Genomic DNA, 13,632 nt, shown 5'->3' with positions numbered 1-13,632 from the left:
AAGCAAGGTAAGGCTAACCTAAGCTCTATCGAGCCCGATGGGGCAGTCGCCGAAAGGACGGGACGGAACCGTGCGACGCTTGCGCAACCGACTGGCGGGAGCACTGCTGTCCGTGCTCGCCCTCACCCTGACCGCGACCGGATGCGGAGGCTCCTCCGAGGCCGCGTCCGGCGGCGACGGCGGCAACTCGCGGGCCGCCCCCGCGGGGGAGCCCGTCGCGAACCGGGTCGAGCCGCTCGCGAAGAGCACCGAACCGCGGCTCCCGGTGACCGTCCGCTCCGCCGACGGCGAGCGGGTGACGGTCGAACGGGCCGGGCGGATCGTCCCTCTCTCCGGCAGCCTCAGCGAGATCGTCTTCACCCTCGGACTCGGCGACCGGGTCGTCGCCCGCGACGTCACCGCCACCTTCGAACAGGCGGCCGGGCTCCCCGTGGTGACCCGGGGTCACGACGTCTCCGCCGAGAGTGTGCTGGCCCTGAAGCCCGACCTGGTGATCGCCGAGACCACCACGGGCCCCGAGGAGGCGGTGGGCCAGATCCGCGCCGCCGGGGTCCCGGTGCTCTTCGTCGAGGCGGCGAAGGGGCTGGACGACGTGGGCCCGCGCATCGAGGCCGTCGCCGACGCGCTCGGCGTACCGTCGGCCGGGAAGGAGCTGACCCGGCGCTCCGAGCAGCGGATCGCGGCCGTGCGGGGGGACGTTCCGCACGGGGACAAGCCCCGCGTCGCCTTCCTGTACCTGCGCGGCTCGGCCTCCGTCTACCTGATCGGCGGCGCGGACTCCGGGGCCGGTTCGCTGATCGAGGCGGCCGGGGCGGTGGACGCCGGGGCCGCCTCCGGCCTGGACAAGGACTTCACCGCCATCACCAGCGAGGCCCTGGTCAAGGCCGCGCCGGACGCGATCCTCGTGATGAGCAAGGGCCTCGAATCCGTCGGCGGCGTCGACGGGCTGGTGAAGATCCCCGGCATCGCCCAGACCCCGGCCGGGATGGACCGCCGCGTCGTCTCCGTCGAGGACGGCGTACTCCTCAACTACGGCCCGCGCACCGACCAGGTGCTCGAGTCGGTCGTGGCACAGCTGTACGGCGAGGACGGCGCCGAGTGACCGTACTGGACAAGCCCGCCACTCCCCGGACGCCCGCGGACCCGGCCGCGCCCCGCGCCCGGCGCACCACCGCCTGGCTGCTGACCGCGGCCGTCGCCGCCGGACTCCTGGTCCTCGTCCCGGTCGCGGCCGGCACCGGTGCCTATCCGATCCCGGTCGGCGACGTGCTCGGCTCGCTGCTGCACCGGACCGGGCTCGGCGGCACGGAACTGGACCGGGTGGCCGAGTCGGTGCTGTGGAACGTGCGCTTTCCCAGGATCGTGCTCGCCCTCCTCGTCGGCGCCTCGCTGGGCTGCGCGGGCGCGCTGATGCAGGGCGTGTTCGGCAATCCGCTGGCCGAGCCGGGCGTCATCGGCGTCTCCTCCGGCGCGGCGGTCGGCGCGGTCGGCGCCATCGCGTTCGGCCTGAACTTCCTCGGTACCTGGACGGTGTCCGTCTTCGCCTTCGCCTCCGGACTCGTGACGGTCCTGGTGGTGTACGCGATGTCCCGCTCGGGCGGCCGCACGGAGGTCGTCACGCTGATCCTGACGGGCATCGCGGTGAACGCCTTCGCGGGGGCGCTGATCGGGCTGTTCCTGTTCTTCGCGGACACGGCGGCGGTCAACCAGATCACCTTCTGGCAGCTGGGTTCGCTCGCCCAGGCGACCTGGCCGAAGGTGCTGGCGGTCCTGCCGTGCGCGGCGCTCGGACTCGGGCTCGCCCCGCTGTACGCGCGCCGGCTCGACCTGCTCGCGCTCGGTGAACGTCCGGCCCGGCACCTGGGCGTGGACGTGGAGCGGCTGCGGATCGTGCTGGTGCTGGTGATCGCGCTGCTGACGGCGGCGGCGGTGAGCGTGGCCGGTGTCATCGGCTTCGTCGGGCTCGTCGTCCCGCATCTGCTGCGGATGGCGGCGGGTCCCGGGCACCGGTTCCTGGTCCCGGGCAGCGCGCTGCTGGGCGCGCTGGTGCTGCTCGCGGCCGACCTGGCGGCCCGCACGGTCGCGGAGCCGGCCGAACTGCCGCTGGGCGTACTGACGGCGCTGCTGGGCAGCCCGTTCTTCTTCTGGCTGCTGCGCCGCACCCGGCGCAGGCAGGGAGGCTGGGCATGACAGGGCTGAAACTGACGCGGTTCATGCCGTCGTCCCGTCCGGTGCCGCCGCCCCCGGCCGCGCCGGGCGACGTCCTCGCCGAGGCCGAGGGAGTGCGCGTGCACCTCGGCGGGCGGCCGGTCCTCGACGGCGTGGACGTGCGGGTCCGCGCGGGCGAGCTGCTGGCCCTGGTCGGCCCCAACGGGGCGGGCAAGTCCACCCTGCTGGGCGCGCTGGCCGCCGACGTCCCGGCCGCCGGGGGCGTCGTACGCGTCCACGGCCGCCCGGTGTCGCACTGGTCGGCGCCCGAACTCGCGCTGCGCCGGGCGGTGCTGCCCCAGGCGGCGTCGCTGTCCTTCCCGTTCGCGGTGGAGGAGGTGGTCCGGATGGGCCGGGCGCCCTGGGCGGGCGGTGACCGGGAGGGGGAGGACGACGCGGCGGTGGCCGAGGCGATGGCGCGCACGGAGGTGACCGGGTTCGCCGGGCGCCCGTTCTCGGCGCTCAGCGGCGGAGAGCGGGCCCGGGTGGCCCTCGCCCGCGTCCTCGCGCAGCGCGCTCCCCTGCTGCTGCTGGACGAGCCGACCGCGGCCCTGGACCTCAGGCACCAGGAACTCGTGCTGCGGCTGTGCCGGGAACGGGCGCGGGCCGGGGACGCGGTGGTCGTCGTCCTGCACGACCTCGCGCTGGGGGCGGCGTACGCGGACCGGGTGGCGATCCTGCGCTCGGGCGGGATCGCGACCGACGGTCCCCCGGCCGAGGTGTTCGCCGAGGGGCTGCTGTCGGAGGTCTACGACCAGCCGGTGGAGGTGTTCCCGCACCCGCGCACCGGGGCGCTTCTCGTCCTCCCGCGCCGCGCACCGTGACGCGCTCCCCCCCCCGCTCCGCCACCCGCCGGGCGCCGCCGACGCTCGTCTTTGACGCCCTTTTGACCTCCCTATGGGCACGTCATTGAGCCACCGTGACCGGCCCGTGCTCATACACCGTCCATGAGATTCGGATCACCGTATCGACGGGTTTTACTTAGGAAATCCTTAGGTATGTTAGGCCAGCCTCACCTTCCCTGTGAGGCCCGTCACGCGCACTTTCGGCCACCCTTGGAGCCCCGCATGCGAGCCGCCAGACTCACCGCCGTCACCGCCGTCGCAACCGCCGCGGCCCTGGCAGCAGTCACGGGCTGCACGGAGAAGAGCGGCGCCGAGGACGGCGAGCACGTCGTCGCGGTGACGGCGACGGACGACAAGTGCGAGGTGTCGAAGAAGGAGTTCCCGGCCGGGCACGTCGAACTCGCCATCGAGAACAAGGGCTCCAAGGTCACCGAGGTCTACCTCCTCTTCCCCGACGACCGGGTGGTCACCGAGCGGGAGAACATCGGCCCCGGCACCAAGCAGCGGGTCACCGCCGAGGTGAAGGCCGGCGACTACCGGATCGCGTGCAAGCCCGGCATGAAGGGCAAGGGCATCCGCCAGGACGTGAAGGCCACCGGCGGCAAGGCGGCCGAGCGCGACCCGCGCCTGGACGAGGCCGTGGCCGCCTACCGCCAGTACGTGCAGGCGCAGGCCGACGAGACCCTGCCGAAGGCCGAGGCGTTCGCGAAGGCCGTCGAGGCCGGTGACCTGGAGGCCGCGAAGAAGGCGTACGCCCCCTCCCGCATCGGCTGGGAGCGCACCGAGCCGGTCGCGGAGTCCTTCGGCGACATCGACCCGAAGGTCGACGTCCGCGAGGACGGTCTCGAGGAGGGCCAGGACCCGGCGACCGACTGGACCGGCTGGCACCGCCTGGAGAAGGCGCTGTGGCAGGACGGCCAGATCGGCGACCGGGAGAAGGAGCTGGCCGCCACGCTGGTCACCGACCTGAAGGACTGGCAGAACCGGGTCGGCAAGGCGGACATCACCCCCACCTCCATGGCCAACGGCGCCAAGGAGCTCCTCGACGAGGTCGCCACCGGCAAGGTCACCGGCGAGGAGGAGCGCTACTCGCACACCGACCTGGTCGACTTCAAGGCCAACGTGGAGGGCGCGCAGAAGTCGTACGAGCTGCTGAAGCCGGTCGCGAAGGAGAACGACGCGGCGCTGACGAAGGAGCTGGACCGCCAGTTCGGGGCGCTGAACAAGCTGCTCGACCGGTACCGCCCGAGCACCGCCTCGTACGAGTTCACCTCCTACGACAAGGTCGGCAAGGCGGACCGCAAGGAGCTGTCGGACGCGGTCAACGCGCTGGCGGAGCCGCTGTCCAAGCTCGCCGCGGCCGTGGTCACCAAGTAGGCGCGGGGAGACGACGATGACGGACACCGAGCCCCCCGGCCCCGCCCCCGATAAGGGTCCCGCCCCCTCCCGGCGGGCGCTGATCGGCTGGGGCGGCGCGGGCCTCGCGCTCGGCGCCGCCGCGGCGGCCGGCGGGGCGGTCGCGATGGACCGCACCGGCGACGACGCGGACCCGGCCGGTGCCGACGCGGGCGCCGCCGTCCCCTTCCACGGCGCGCACCAGGCGGGCATCGCCACACCGGTGCAGGACCGGCTGCACTTCGCGGCGTTCGACGTGACGACGGAGGACCGGGCCGCGTTCGTCGCGCTGCTCAAGGAGTGGACGGCGGCGGCCCGCGCGATGACCGCAGGGCACGCGGTGGGCGAGGGCGCCTACGGCGGGCTGCCCGAGGCCCCGCCGGACGACACCGGTGAGGCGCTGGGCCTCAAGCCCTCCCGGCTGACCCTCACCATCGGCTTCGGCCCCTCCCTCTTCGCGAAGTTCGGCCTCGCCGACCGGCGCCCCGAGGCCCTGGCCGACCTGCCGAAGTTCCCCGGCGACAACCTCGACAGGGCCCGCAGCGGCGGCGACCTGTGCGTCCAGGCCTGCGCGGACGACCCGCAGGTCGCGGTGCACGCGATCCGCAACCTCGCCCGCATCGGCTTCGGCAAGGTCGTCGTGCGCTGGTCGCAGCTCGGCTTCGGCAAGACCTCGTCCACGACGCCCGACGAGCAGACGCCGCGCAACCTGCTCGGCTTCAAGGACGGCACCCGCAACATCGCGGGCACGGAGCGGGACCGGCTGGAGAAGTTCGTCTGGGCCGCCGCGAAGGACGGCTCGGACTGGATGGCGGGCGGCTCCTACCTCGTCGCCCGCCGCATCCGCATGCACATCGAGACCTGGGACCGTACCTCCCTCCAGGAGCAGGAGGACGTGTTCGGCCGCGACAAGGGCGAGGGCGCCCCGGTCGGCAGGGCGAAGGAACGCGACGAGCCGTTCCTGAAGGCGATGAAGCCCGACGCGCACGTCCGGCTCGCGCACCCCGACTCCAACGGCGGCGCGACGCTGCTGCGCCGCGGCTACTCCTTCACCGACGGTACGGACGGTCTGGGCCGCCTGGACGCCGGTCTGTTCTTCCTCGCCTACCAGCGCGACGTGCGCGAGGGCTTCATCCCCGTGCAGCGCAATCTGGCGACGGACGCGCTCAACGAGTACATCCAGCACGTGGGTTCGGCGGTCTTCGCCGTGCCGCCCGGGGTCCGCGACGCGGACGACTGGTGGGGCAGCACGCTGTTCGGCAAGGAGGCGTAACCGTGTTCTCCAACTACCTGATCGGACTGCGCGAGGGCCTGGAGGCCTCCCTCGTCGTCTGCATCCTGATCGCCTATCTGGTCAAGACGGGCCGCCGGGACGCCCTGAAGCCCATCTGGGCGGGCATCGCCGTCGCCGTCGCCATCGCGTTCGGCTTCGGCTGCGCGCTGGAGTTCGGCTCGCAGGAGCTGACGTTCAAGGCGCAGGAGGCGCTGGGCGGTTCGCTGTCCATCCTGGCCGTGGTCCTGGTGACGTGGATGGTCTTCTGGATGCGCCGCACCGCCCGGCACCTGAAGGCGGAGCTGCACGGCAGGCTGGACGCGGCCCTCGCGATGGGCACCGGCGCGCTGGTGGCCACCGCGTTCCTGGCGGTCGGCCGGGAGGGTCTGGAGACGGCGCTGTTCGTGTGGGCGTCGGTGCACGCGGCGAGCGACGGCACCCCGCGCCCGCTGATCGGCGTGGCCCTGGGACTGGCCACGGCGGTGCTGCTCGGCTGGCTGTTCTACCGGGGCGCGCTGCGCATCAACCTCGCCAGGTTCTTCACCTGGACCGGCGGCATGCTGGTCGTCGTGGCGGCGGGCGTCCTGGCGTACGGGGTGCACGACCTCCAGGAGGCGGACCTGGTGCCGGGGCTGACGAACCTGGCCTTCGACATCAGCAACACGGTCGATCCGTCGAGCTGGTACGGCACCCTGCTCAAGGGCGTGTTCAACTTCCAGCCCGATCCGACCGTCCTCCAGGTCACGGTGTGGCTGCTGTACCTGGTCCCGACACTCGCGCTCTTCCTCGCCCCGGTAGGGTTCGCCTCCGGGAAGGGGAAGGTGAAGGAACCTGATGAGCCAGGATCGCGGCCCTCGAAGGCCCCGCAGGCTTGAGAAGTGCGCGCTCATATCCGCCTCGGCGACCGCGTTGTCGTTGGCGGCGAGCGGATGCGTGGTGGTGCACGGCGAGCGCGAGGTGCTCCCCTCGGCCACCCGGGCCGAGGCCGCGAAGGCGCTGGAGCAGTTCACCACCGCGTACAACGAGGCGGACAAGGCGTACGACGCCGAGCTGGACGCCGACCGCACGACGGGAGCCCTCGCGGCGATCGACTCGGCACGGCTGGAGGCGGGGGCGGCCAACCATCCGGACGGCAATCCGACGCACACGCCGCTGGAGCTGACCGACGCGAAGTTCACCATCCCGGCGAAGGCGGGCTGGCCGCGCTGGTTCGTCGCGGACACCAAGGCCAACAAGGGCGGCGACGCGCGCTGGTTGCTGGTGTTCACCCGGGACGGTCTGAAGGACACCTGGGAGGCGGCGTACCTGACCCTGGTCGCCCCCGGCAAGGTGCCCGAGTTCAAGACCGACGCGGACGGCTGGGCGGAGGCGGTTCCCGCGAACGCGGCGGACGTGAGCATTCCGCCGGGCGAGCTGAGCAAGGACTACACGACGTATCTGCAGGACGGCGGCAAGACCTTCGCGGACGGGACGCACACCAGTTCCTGGCGGGCGTTGCGCGAGAAGCGGTCGACCCGCCCCGGCCTGGCCACGCAGTACATCGACGAGCCGCTGACGAACGGCGACTACGCGCCGCTGGCGCTGCGGACGAAGGACGGCGGGGCGCTGGTGTTCTTCACCACCCGGCACTTCGAGAAGCAGACCGCCGCGCGGGGCGCCTCGGTGCCGACGCCGAACAAGGACGTGCTGGCGCTGACGGACGGCGAGATCAAGCAGTCGCTGACGATGGAGTTCGTCTCCAACGAAGTGGCGCTCGACCCGGCGGACGGGCCGGTGTCGGTACTCGGCCGCGTCCAGGGCCTGACGGCGGCGAAGGGCGAGTAGCCGCCGCCCCGCCCGCCGCGCGCTCTCGGCGGCGCAGCGGCGGCCTCACGGCGCGGCGGTCTCTCAGCGGCGCAGCGGCCAGGCGGCGCCCTGGTGGTCGCTCTCCTCGCCGACGTGCCGGGCGCAGGCGTCGGTGAGGGTCTCCAGGACGGTCAGCGGGTCCGGCAGCGGATGCTCGGGGCCGCGTACCCAGTGCACGGTGCGGTCCTCGCCGGGCAGCCGGGCCGGCGGCACCAGCACGTAGGAACCGCGGCAGTGCCAGCGCAGGCCGGGGTGCTCGTCCATGGTCTCGGGGTGGCAGTCCAGCTCGCAGGGCCACCACTCGTCCTCGTCCTCGGGGGTGCCGCGGGTGAGGGTGAACAGCAGCATGCGCCCGTCGTCGCTCTCGGCGACCGGACCGACCTCGACACCGGCGGCGAGCAGCCGCTCCAGCGCCTCCCGCCCGGCCTGGAGCGGTACGTCCAGGACGTCGTGCACCATGCCGGTGGCGGTGATGAAGTTGGCCTCGGGCTGGTGCCGGGCCCAGCGCTCGATCTGGGCGCGGTCGGTGGTGGACTGCGTCTGCCAGGCGAACGACACCGGGTGCCGGGCCGGGGTGGGACAGCCCACGCGGTCGCAGGAGCAACGGTATCCGGCGGGGTGTGCGGCGGGCGCCAGGGGCAGTCCCGCGCCGGCGGTGGCGAGCAGCAGATCCTCCCGGCCACCGTCTCCGGCGGCCTCCTTGGGGCGGCGTCCGCGCAGCCACGAGGAGAGTTTGCCCTGCAGACCGCTCCGACCGCCGAACTCCGCGCTCATCTATCCCCTTGCCCTCGCCGTCGTGCGCACCAGCATGCCCTATCGTCGCACCATTCAGCGCTTCGGGGTCGCGAAGGGACAAACTTCCCTGGTCAGACCTCTTCGGTCACCGGGGAGCGAGCCCGTGCAGCGCGTAGTCGACGAGGGTGTCGGTGTAGGCGTGGGAGAACGGTCCCGTGTGCTGGAGCCAGCGCTGGGCGAGCGGGGAGACGAAGAGTTCCAGGGCGATCCGCGGGTCGATGTCCTGCCTCACCTGGCCGGCCCGCTGGGCGGCGCGCAGCCGGTCGGCGTGGAGCTGGAGCGACGGCTCCAGGAGCCGGTTCACGAAGGTCCGGCCCAGTTCCTCGTTGACGACGCCCTCCGCGGCCAGGGCGCGATAGGGGGCCTCGAACCGGGGGTCGCGCAGCTCGTCGACCGTGGCGCGCAGCACGGTCTTGAGGTCGGCGGCCACGTCGCCGGTGTCCGGGATGGTGTACGCCTCCTCGCCGGCGGCCTCCACGAGCCGGTCCCCGAGGTCGAGGAAGGCCTCCAGCAGGACGTCGGCCTTCGAGGACCACCAGCGGTAGATCGTCTGCTTGCCGACGCCGGCGCGGGCGGCGATGCCCTCGATGGTGGTCTTCGGGTAGCCGACCTCGCCGACCAGGGCGAGGGCGGCGTCGTAGATGGCCTGGCGGGACCGCTGGCTGCGCCGGGTGGCGTCGGGGTGCGGCCGCTCGGCGGCGGGGGCGTCGGGGACGGGGACGGACTTCTGTGTGGCCATGTTCCGAAGCTACCAGGTTGACAAGACGCTGCGTCTCGCGGACGGAGGGCGGACCGCGGCGCGGGCCGCCGCCGCTCAGCGGCGTGTCGCCCGCGCGTCCTCCAGGTAGTGCAGCACGGCCGCCACCCGCCGGTCGACCTGGTCGGCCGGGGACAGGTCGAGCTTGGCGAAGATGCTGCGGATGTGCTTGTGGACCGCGCCGTCGGTGACCACGAGCCGCCCGGCGATGGCGCTGTTGCCCAGCCCCTCGGCCATCAGGGCCAGCACCTCCCGCTCCCGCGGACTGAGCCGCTCCAGCCGGGTGTCCTTACGGGTCCGGGTGAACAGCTGGGCGACGACCTCCGGGTCGATGGCGGTGCCGCCGCCCGCGACCCGGCCGAGCTCGTCCATGAACTCCTCGACCCGGCCGACCCGCTCCTTGAGCAGGTACCCGAGGCCGCCGACGCCGCCGGTCAGCAGGTCGGTGGCGAAGGACTGCTCCACGTACGCGGACAGCACCAGCACGGCGAGTCCGGGGCGCCGCCGCCTGGCCTCCACGGCGGCGCGGACGCCCTCGTCGGTGTGGGTGGGCGGCATGCGGACGTCCAGGATGGCCACGTCGGGCTCGTGCGCGTCGATGGCGTCGAGCACCGAGTCGGCGGTGTCCGCGGTGGCCACCACGTCCATCCCCTCGGCCCGCAGCAGCAGGGCGAGCCCTTCGCGCAGCAGCGGGTCGTCCTCGGCGATCACGATCCGCAGGGCAGGGTGCACGTCACGTTCCACGGGGAGGTCCACTTCCAGCTCGTCGGGGCTCGACGACCCTACTCCGCGGCGGAGTTGGCGACGGACACCGTCATGCTTCCCCGGTGGGCCAGGGGTCGCCCCAGGCCGCGTCCCGGGCCGCCTTGTACAGGTCGCCGTGGCGCTTGGTGACCGTCCGGCGGCCGAGCCTCTCGTCGGGCTCGCACAGGTCCAGCAGGACCTGGCCCTTGCGGATCTGCGGACGCCGGACCACGCGGGAGGGGGCGGGTTCGACGGGGAGCCGGGTGGCGGCGACGTAGCTGAACTTCTCGTCCTCGTAGGCGAGGGAACCGCTCTTGACCTGCCGGTGGAGGCTGGAGCGGCTGACGCGGGCCGCGAAGTGGCACCAGTCCGTGCCCGGCACGATGGGGCAGGCGGCGCTGTGCGGGCAGGGCGCGGCGACCCGGAACCCGGCGGCGATCAGCCGGTCGCGGGCCTGGATGACGCGGGCGTACCCGGCGGGGGTGCCGGCCTCGACGATCACGACGGCCCGCGCGGCCCTGGCGGCGGCGTCGACGAGGGCGGCGCGGTCGGTGTCGGTCAGTTCGTTGAGTACGTAGGACACCGTGACGAGGTCGGCGCTCTCCACGGTGAGCGCCGCTCCGATCCGGGCGCGCTGCCAGCGGGTGTCGCGCAGGGTGTCGAGCGACGCGGCGATCTCACGGCCGAGGGCGAGGGCGGGTTCGGCCCAGTCGAGCACGGTGACCGGACGCGTGCCCTCCCAGGTGTCGCTGACGGCCCAGGTCGCGGCGCCGGTCCCGCCGCCCACGTCCACGTGGCTGCCGGGCACCCAGCCCGGCACGGCCGCGGCGAACTCGGCCAGCGCGGAGCGCACCGCGGCGAAGGTGGCGGGCATGCGGTACGCGGCGTAGGCGACGACGTCGGCGCGGTCGCGGAGGATGGGGGCGTCGGTGGGGGTGTCCCCGCGGTAGTTGGCGATCAGCCGCTCCACGGCCTGCGCGGCCTGCCGGGGCGGGAGCCCGTCGACGAGGTCGGCGAGGGTGGCTCGCAGGGTGTCGGCGGGGGTGGCGGGGTGGTTCACGCGGCGATTGTACGAGGCACTCCGTGGGGTGCGGTGGGTCGCGGGGGCCTTGGTTGACCGGTGGCCCTGCGTGAGGGCGGGCGCCGGGTGGGTCGCCGGCCCGGCGCTGCCCGGGTGCCTCCCCCGGTGCCCGAACGGCCCGGGAGGTACCCCCACCGCCCACCCGTGCCGCCCCAGCGGCACGACTGCCCGCAGTTCCGTCAGGCGCGTACCGATCTGGCCACGCCGGTGCACAGGGCCGCTCGGGGGGCGTTGGACGCGGGGCGGCGGCGGGGGTGGACCGTGTTGGCGAGGAGGATCGCGAAGGTTTCGGTCGCGCGGTCGAGGACCAGCATCGTGCCGGTGAAGCCGGTGTGGCCCGCCGTCCCGCGCCCCGCCAGCTCGCCCATGAACCACGGCTGGTCGATGACGAAGCCGAGCCCCGGTTCGGTGAAGAGCAGCTCCACGAAGTCGGGGCCCAGGATGCGGGCCGGCCCGTGGGAGCCGCCCGCGAGCAGGGTCCGGCTGAAGACCGCGAGGTCCCGCGCCGTCGAGAACAGCCCCGCGTGTCCGGCCACCCCGCCCAGCGCCCACGCGTTCTCGTCGTGGACGACGCCGCGCAGCATCCCGCGGTCCACCTTGGCCCACGGCCGCCGCTGGTCCTCGGTGGCCGCCGCGCCGGGACACGGTCCGAAGCGCGTGGCCGCCATGCCCAGCGGCCGGGTGATCCCGTCGTGGACCAGGACGTCGAGGCCACGGCCGGTGATGCGCTCCAGGACCTGCTGGAGGAGCAGCATGTTCAGGTCGGAGTAGCAGTACGTGCCGGGCACCCCCACGGGCGGCTCGGCGCGCAGCCGACGCAGCCGTTCCTCGTCGTCGGCGCAGTCGTACAGCGGGAGTTCGGGCCGCAGCCCGGAGGTGTGGGTGAGCAGCTGCCGTACGGTGACGCGGTGCTCGGCCGCGGCGCGGAAGTCCGGCAGGTAGGCGCCCACCTCCGCGTCGATGCCGAGCGTGCCCCGCTCGATCTGCTGCACGGCGGCGACCGCGGTGAACAGCTTCGTCAGCGAGGCGAGGTCGAAGGGCGTGTCGACGGTCATCGGCACCCGGGCGCGCTCCGGCAGCTCCACGCCCGTGTCGCTGTGCGGGTCGTAGAAGGCGTAGCGCACGGCCCAGCCCGCCGCCTCCTCGACGGCGAGCACGGGTCCGCGTCCGACGGCCACGACGGCGCCCGCCGCCCAGGGGCGTTCGCCGGCCGTGAGGTCGTGCACCTGGGCGACGGCACGGCGGAGCCCCTCGCGATCGAGCCCGGCCCGCTCCGGGGTGTCGCCACGCAGTCTCGGAGCGCTCAGTTGTCCGCTCCCTTGCCTGTGCCCTTGGCCTTGGCCTTGTTGACCGTGCCCGTGCCCATGGCCTTGTCCGCTCCCTGCCCGCGGCACATGGTCACGAGGAAACCGAGCGCCACGACCGCCGCCACCAGCTGGACCACGGCCATCGGAACGGCGGTGTCCTCCCCGGCGATCCCGACCAGCGGGGAGGCGACGGCGCCGATGAGGAAGGAGGAGGTGCCGAGCAGCGCGGAGGCGGAGCCGGCGGACTTCCTGACCCGCATCAGGGCGAGTGCCTGGGTGTTGGGCAGGCTGACGCCCATCGCGGACATCAGCACGAACAGCGCGACGGCGACCGGCCCGAGCCCGACCTCGCCGAAGACCCCGAGGGACATCAGCAGCAGCGCGGTCGCGGCGGCGATCACGACGACGAGGCCGAGGCCGAGCACCCGGTCCAGCCTGACCCGCCCGACCAGGATCTTGCCGTTGATCTGCCCGACCACCACGAGCCCGACGGAATTGAGGCCGAACAGCAGGCTGAACGTCTGCGCGGAGGCCCCGTAGATCTCCTGGACGACGAACGGCGACGCCGCGACGTAGGCGAACAGGGAGGCGAAGGCGAAACCGCCCGCGAGCATGTACCCGGTGAAGGCGCGGTCGGCGAGCAGCCCGCGCATCGCGCGGAGGGTGTCGCCGGCACCGCCCGCGTGCCGCTCCTCGACGGGCAGGGTCTCCGGCAGCCTGGCCCACACGACGACGCCGAGCACCACGCCCACCATGACGAGGACGACGAACACGCCCCGCCAGTCGGTGAAGCGCAGGATCTGCCCGCCGATGAGCGGTGCCACGACCGGCGCGACGCCGGAGATCAGCATGAGGGTGGAGAAGAAGCGGGCCATGGCCACGCCGTCGTACAGGTCGCGCACCACGGCGCGGGCGATGACGATTCCGGCGGCGCCCGCGAGCCCCTGGACCAGCCGGAAGGCGACGAGGAGTTCCACGTTCGGCGCGACGGCGCACAGGGCGGTGGCGACGACGTAGACGGCGAGCCCGGCCAGCAGCGGGCGCCGGCGCCCCCACTTGTCGCTCATCGGGCCGACCACGATCTGCCCGAGGGCCATGCCGGCCAGGCAGGCGGTGAGCGTGAGCTGGACGGTGGCGGCGGGCGCGCTCAGGGAGCGGGTGACCTCCGGGAGCGCGGGGAGGTACATGTCCATCGCCAGCGGTGGCGTGGCGGTGAGGCTGCCGAGGATCAGGGTGACGAGCAGGCTGATACGCCGGGCGGCGGGCAGCGCACGGACTGTCTCCCCGGCCCCCGGCGACGGGTGCGGCATGGGTGGTGTGGACGACGGTACGGACGGTATGGACGGCCCGCGCTCGGGCATGTGCCCCTCCCTCTTCTACAG

The 13,632-nt window shown here is 73.5% G+C and carries 13 protein-coding genes; 7 read left to right on the top strand and 6 right to left on the bottom strand.

What is annotated here, in order from left to right:
• Positions 1–37: 37 nt before the first annotated feature.
• From Sco07f_RS03915 to Sco07f_RS03885, 7 genes are all read left to right on the top strand, one after another.
• Positions 38–1,102, top strand: a complete 1,065-nt coding sequence (locus Sco07f_RS03915) for a heme/hemin ABC transporter substrate-binding protein (RefSeq protein WP_167468004.1) — start codon at positions 38–40, stop codon at positions 1,100–1,102.
• Positions 1,099–2,190: a FecCD family ABC transporter permease gene (locus Sco07f_RS03910; RefSeq protein ID WP_108986942.1), complete on the top strand. Its 1,092-nt coding sequence runs from the start codon at positions 1,099–1,101 to the stop codon at positions 2,188–2,190. Before Sco07f_RS03915 ends, Sco07f_RS03910 begins: the two co-directional genes overlap by 4 nt.
• The gene (locus tag Sco07f_RS03905; protein WP_108986941.1) at positions 2,187–3,032 is read left to right on the top strand and encodes a heme ABC transporter ATP-binding protein; all 846 of its coding nucleotides are present in this window, start codon (positions 2,187–2,189) and stop codon (positions 3,030–3,032) included. Before Sco07f_RS03910 ends, Sco07f_RS03905 begins: the two co-directional genes overlap by 4 nt.
• Positions 3,033–3,275: 243 nt before the next feature.
• A complete protein-coding gene (efeO, locus tag Sco07f_RS03900; RefSeq protein ID WP_108986940.1) occupies positions 3,276–4,430 on the top strand; it encodes an iron uptake system protein EfeO in 1,155 nt (384 codons plus the stop codon).
• Between the two features lie 16 nt (positions 4,431–4,446).
• Complete coding sequence (efeB, locus tag Sco07f_RS03895; RefSeq protein ID WP_108986939.1) at positions 4,447–5,721, top strand: iron uptake transporter deferrochelatase/peroxidase subunit; 1,275 nt, start codon at positions 4,447–4,449, stop codon at positions 5,719–5,721.
• A gap of 2 nt (positions 5,722–5,723) precedes the next feature.
• Complete coding sequence (gene efeU, locus Sco07f_RS03890; protein WP_007390019.1) at positions 5,724–6,596, top strand: iron uptake transporter permease EfeU; 873 nt, start codon at positions 5,724–5,726, stop codon at positions 6,594–6,596.
• A complete protein-coding gene (locus Sco07f_RS03885; RefSeq protein ID WP_007390018.1) occupies positions 6,556–7,545 on the top strand; it encodes an SCO2278 family lipoprotein in 990 nt (329 codons plus the stop codon). The genes efeU and Sco07f_RS03885 overlap by 41 nt, the downstream gene beginning before the upstream one ends.
• Before the next feature lie 63 nt (positions 7,546–7,608).
• On the opposite strand, the gene Sco07f_RS03880 is transcribed toward Sco07f_RS03885, so the two are convergent.
• The 6 genes from Sco07f_RS03880 to Sco07f_RS03855 form a co-directional block, all read right to left on the bottom strand.
• Positions 7,609–8,340 (bottom strand): bifunctional DNA primase/polymerase, encoded by a 732-nt coding sequence (locus Sco07f_RS03880; RefSeq protein WP_108986938.1) that lies wholly within the window; start codon positions 8,338–8,340, stop codon positions 7,609–7,611.
• A gap of 106 nt (positions 8,341–8,446) precedes the next feature.
• Positions 8,447–9,100, bottom strand: a complete 654-nt coding sequence (locus Sco07f_RS03875; RefSeq protein ID WP_054102075.1) for a TetR/AcrR family transcriptional regulator — start codon at positions 9,098–9,100, stop codon at positions 8,447–8,449.
• Positions 9,101–9,175: 75 nt separating this feature from the next.
• Complete coding sequence (locus Sco07f_RS03870; RefSeq protein WP_167468023.1) at positions 9,176–9,838, bottom strand: response regulator transcription factor; 663 nt, start codon at positions 9,836–9,838, stop codon at positions 9,176–9,178.
• Between the two features lie 94 nt (positions 9,839–9,932).
• Entirely contained in the window at positions 9,933–10,922 is a 990-nt protein-coding gene (locus Sco07f_RS03865; protein WP_108986937.1) for a small ribosomal subunit Rsm22 family protein, read from the bottom strand.
• A gap of 200 nt (positions 10,923–11,122) precedes the next feature.
• Entirely contained in the window at positions 11,123–12,169 is a 1,047-nt protein-coding gene (locus Sco07f_RS03860) for a serine hydrolase domain-containing protein (protein ID WP_087791196.1), read from the bottom strand.
• 77 nt (positions 12,170–12,246) lie between these two features.
• Positions 12,247–13,560, bottom strand: a complete 1,314-nt coding sequence (locus Sco07f_RS03855) for a multidrug effflux MFS transporter (protein WP_239109635.1) — start codon at positions 13,558–13,560, stop codon at positions 12,247–12,249.
• Positions 13,561–13,632 lie beyond the last annotated feature (72 nt).

It is taken from the genome of Streptomyces coelicoflavus, assembly GCF_003112555.1.
Lineage (GTDB): Bacteria > Actinomycetota > Actinomycetes > Streptomycetales > Streptomycetaceae > Streptomyces > Streptomyces coelicoflavus.
The sequence above is the reverse complement of the archived record's forward strand: the minus strand, read 5'-3'. Positions and strand labels throughout refer to the sequence as shown.